The organism is Neptunomonas sp., assembly GCF_041601355.1.
In the GTDB taxonomy this organism is placed as follows: domain Bacteria; phylum Pseudomonadota; class Gammaproteobacteria; order Pseudomonadales; family Balneatricaceae; genus Neptunomonas.
The window spans coordinates 1-2,584 of sequence record NZ_JBFIIH010000242.1 but is presented as its reverse complement, the minus strand read 5'-3'; the positions used below and the strand labels follow the sequence as shown (position 1 = coordinate 2,584).

At 48.0% G+C, this 2,584-nt stretch carries 3 protein-coding genes and 1 pseudogene; 1 reads left to right on the top strand and 3 read right to left on the bottom strand.

Annotated elements, in window-relative coordinates:
- Positions 1-331, bottom strand: a 331-nt coding sequence (gene msrA / locus ABY436_RS19900) for a peptide-methionine (S)-S-oxide reductase MsrA (RefSeq protein ID WP_372740664.1), incomplete at its 3' end; no start/stop codon positions are given.
- 443 nt (positions 332-774) lie between these two features.
- Here msrA and ABY436_RS19895 point away from each other — a divergent pair.
- A complete protein-coding gene (locus tag ABY436_RS19895; protein WP_372740663.1) occupies positions 775-1,869 on the top strand; it encodes an FUSC family protein in 1,095 nt (364 codons plus the stop codon).
- Positions 1,870-1,960: 91 nt separating this feature from the next.
- Here the strand turns inward: ABY436_RS19895 and ABY436_RS19890 are convergent, their stop codons facing one another.
- Together ABY436_RS19890 and ABY436_RS19885 are read right to left on the bottom strand one after the other, a co-directional pair.
- On the bottom strand, positions 1,961-2,326 hold the full coding sequence (locus ABY436_RS19890) for an MTH1187 family thiamine-binding protein (RefSeq protein WP_372740662.1): 366 nt from the start codon (positions 2,324-2,326) through the stop codon (positions 1,961-1,963).
- A gap of 35 nt (positions 2,327-2,361) precedes the next feature.
- Positions 2,362-2,584: pseudogene (locus ABY436_RS19885) on the bottom strand (hypothetical protein); the annotation flags it as partial.

Genomic DNA, 2,584 nt, shown 5'->3' with positions numbered 1-2,584 from the left:
TTTGCTCTTCGTTCACATAATAAATGGCCGAACGATACGACATCCCCTGATCATTCCCCTGCCGGTTAGGCGTTGTAGGGTCATGAATCTGGAAAAATAATTCCAGAATACCACGGTAAGAGATCTGCTCAGGGTCGAATAGAATCTCAATACCCTCCGCGTGCGTCCCATGATTACGATACGTCGCATTGGGCACATCACCACCGGTATAACCGACCCGCGTCGCCATAACACCCGGCAACTTTCGAATCAGATCCTGCATACCCCAAAAACAACCTCCTGCCAGCACCGCGCGTTGTTGTGTAATGAGTTGGCTTGTGTCTTCTGTCATGTGTGCGTCCCCGCTTGAAAGTGTCTTGTTGTAAAGGCTTGTATTAATGGCTTGTTACCTAACGGTATGATGCTTCGACGCTAAAGTAGGGCCAGCAGTTCCGTTATATAACCGCTGTTTTCAAACAGAGGTTTTCAAACTCAGGCAGAGTTTTACTCTTTATCAAAGCAATCAACAACAATTGCGCCCATCGAGGCAGGCATAGTGATAACAATGATGACAAATAAAGATACTCACACTTCCTGTGGATAAGTGTGTCTATTTCAACTGAACATCTCGTCTAAAGCCCAGCATAGCAGCGATTCAGCCACTGCTTATTTTTCACTCAGAAAAGTATACAAAGCGACTCTGAGCGCATAGATACAATCCCCCGGCGCTTTGCGGATATGATAATCTGGCTATTTCCTACTCGCTGCTCCGCTATTTTGAAGTGGTATTTCCTTATGACGACCGAACCGAAAGAGCTACCCATGTCTTTGAAAAACCGGATACTCCAGGACATAAAATCCTTACTCGTTATGAATAAGACCGCCCGTCCCTGGCATCTGCCGCTACTATCCTGTTTCTGCGTGGGCATACCGGCGTTAATAGGGGCATTACTAGGACATTTTGATTACGGTGTGCTTGGTAGCATGGGAGCCTTAGTGGTTGTCTACCTCCCACAAACCAGTATTACTCACCGCATGCTGACGCTTGTTGTGTGTTCTTTTGGATTTTCGGTATGTTTTGCATTGGGAGTCAGCACCAGCTTCAACCCGTTTCTCTCTGCGTTTACTTTAACCTGTATCGCCATGCTGGTAACGGTGATTGTTCGATATTATGCCCTACCGCCGCCGGGCAATATGTTTTTTATCATGATCGCTTCGTTAGCCACCATCATGCCCTTTGATCTGGCACTGCTTCCGATGCGAGTCGGGATCATTGTGCTGGGGGGCATGCTTTCGTGCCTGTTAGCTTTTTTTTACAGCGTCTATACCGTACAAAAAACCCCGATCACAGATGTCATCCCTCAAGGCGACCCGAACATAATCGCGATTATGCTGGAGTCTGCCGTCATCGCCTGCTTTATAGGGCTGTCTTATCTCGTTGCGTTACTAATTGGCCTGGAAAACCCCTACTGGGTGCCCATCTCCTGCACGGCCATTCTGCAGGGAGCAACCTTCAGACAGGTTTGGCACCGACAGATTCACCGCATTATCGGCACCGCAATAGGCTTAGTCGTGGCGGCGCTTATTTTTTCACTGCCAATCAATCAATGGGAGCTGGCACTATGGATTTTTGTGCTGCAATTTTTTATCGAACTCCTGATCGTCAGAAATTACGGCCTGGCTGTTATTTTTATCACACCCTTGACAATCATTATGGCGGGTGCGGCGATGGAAGATATGCTTTCTGAACGTTTAGTTTATTTCCGCTTAGTTGATATTACGCTGGGCAGTCTGATTGGCTTTATGGGGGGCTGGGTTATCCATCACCCTCACTTTTTCAAAAAAATTGAAGCCAGAATCAGGCATACGCGCTCCTCTGCGGCCGAATGAAACAGGCAGAGAAATGACCATATTTCAAAGAAAAGTTCGCTGATCTGAGTGTGGCAGGCCAGCGGATCAAATATGACAGTATGTGTAGCAGCTATTCAGCAACTGGCTTTGTCTGAGCTGTTTTGTCCTGAGAACTTTCATCCTGAGCTATTTTTTCATGAGCTCTTTTTTCCCGAACACTGCTGACTTTATCTTCCATGGTTTGCATACGGTCTGTGCGCGTTCCCAGCTTCATATGGCTGATAATACGCACGGCGCCAGCTTCGTGAAGATCTTCATGGCAACGCTTCACCGCCGCCATCACATCATCCCATTCGCCTTCTACGTTGGTGCCGTAGCCATGCATGCTGTGGGTCAGCCCTGCTTCTTCAAAAATCTTCTGGCACATAGCCACATAAGGTGAAATGGAGACACCTACGCCGCTGGGCGATACCATGATATCCATTAGTACGTACATACGTTACTCCTTACCAGCGGTGGCGGCTGTGCTGGCTACTCATGTTGACTATTAAGGCTCAGCGCCATGGCTTCTGCGATTTTAATACCATCGATTGCTGCTGACATGATACCACCGGCATAACCTGCACCTTCACCCGCCGGAAACAGACCATGAGTATTGATACTCTGGAAATCTTTGCCGCGTTTGATGCAGATAGGCGCAGAGGTGCGGGTTTCGACTCCGGTCAGCAGCGCATCTTCCAGTGCAAAGCCTTTT

Bases quoted from the DNA above. Each gene is read 5' to 3' on its own strand.
- ABY436_RS19895 (WP_372740663.1), top strand. From the start codon at position 775: ATGACGACCGAACCGAAAGAGCTACCCATGTCTTTGAAAAACCGGATA.
- ABY436_RS19890 (WP_372740662.1), bottom strand. From the start codon at position 2,326: ATGTACGTACTAATGGATATCATGGTATCGCCCAGCGGCGTAGGTGTC.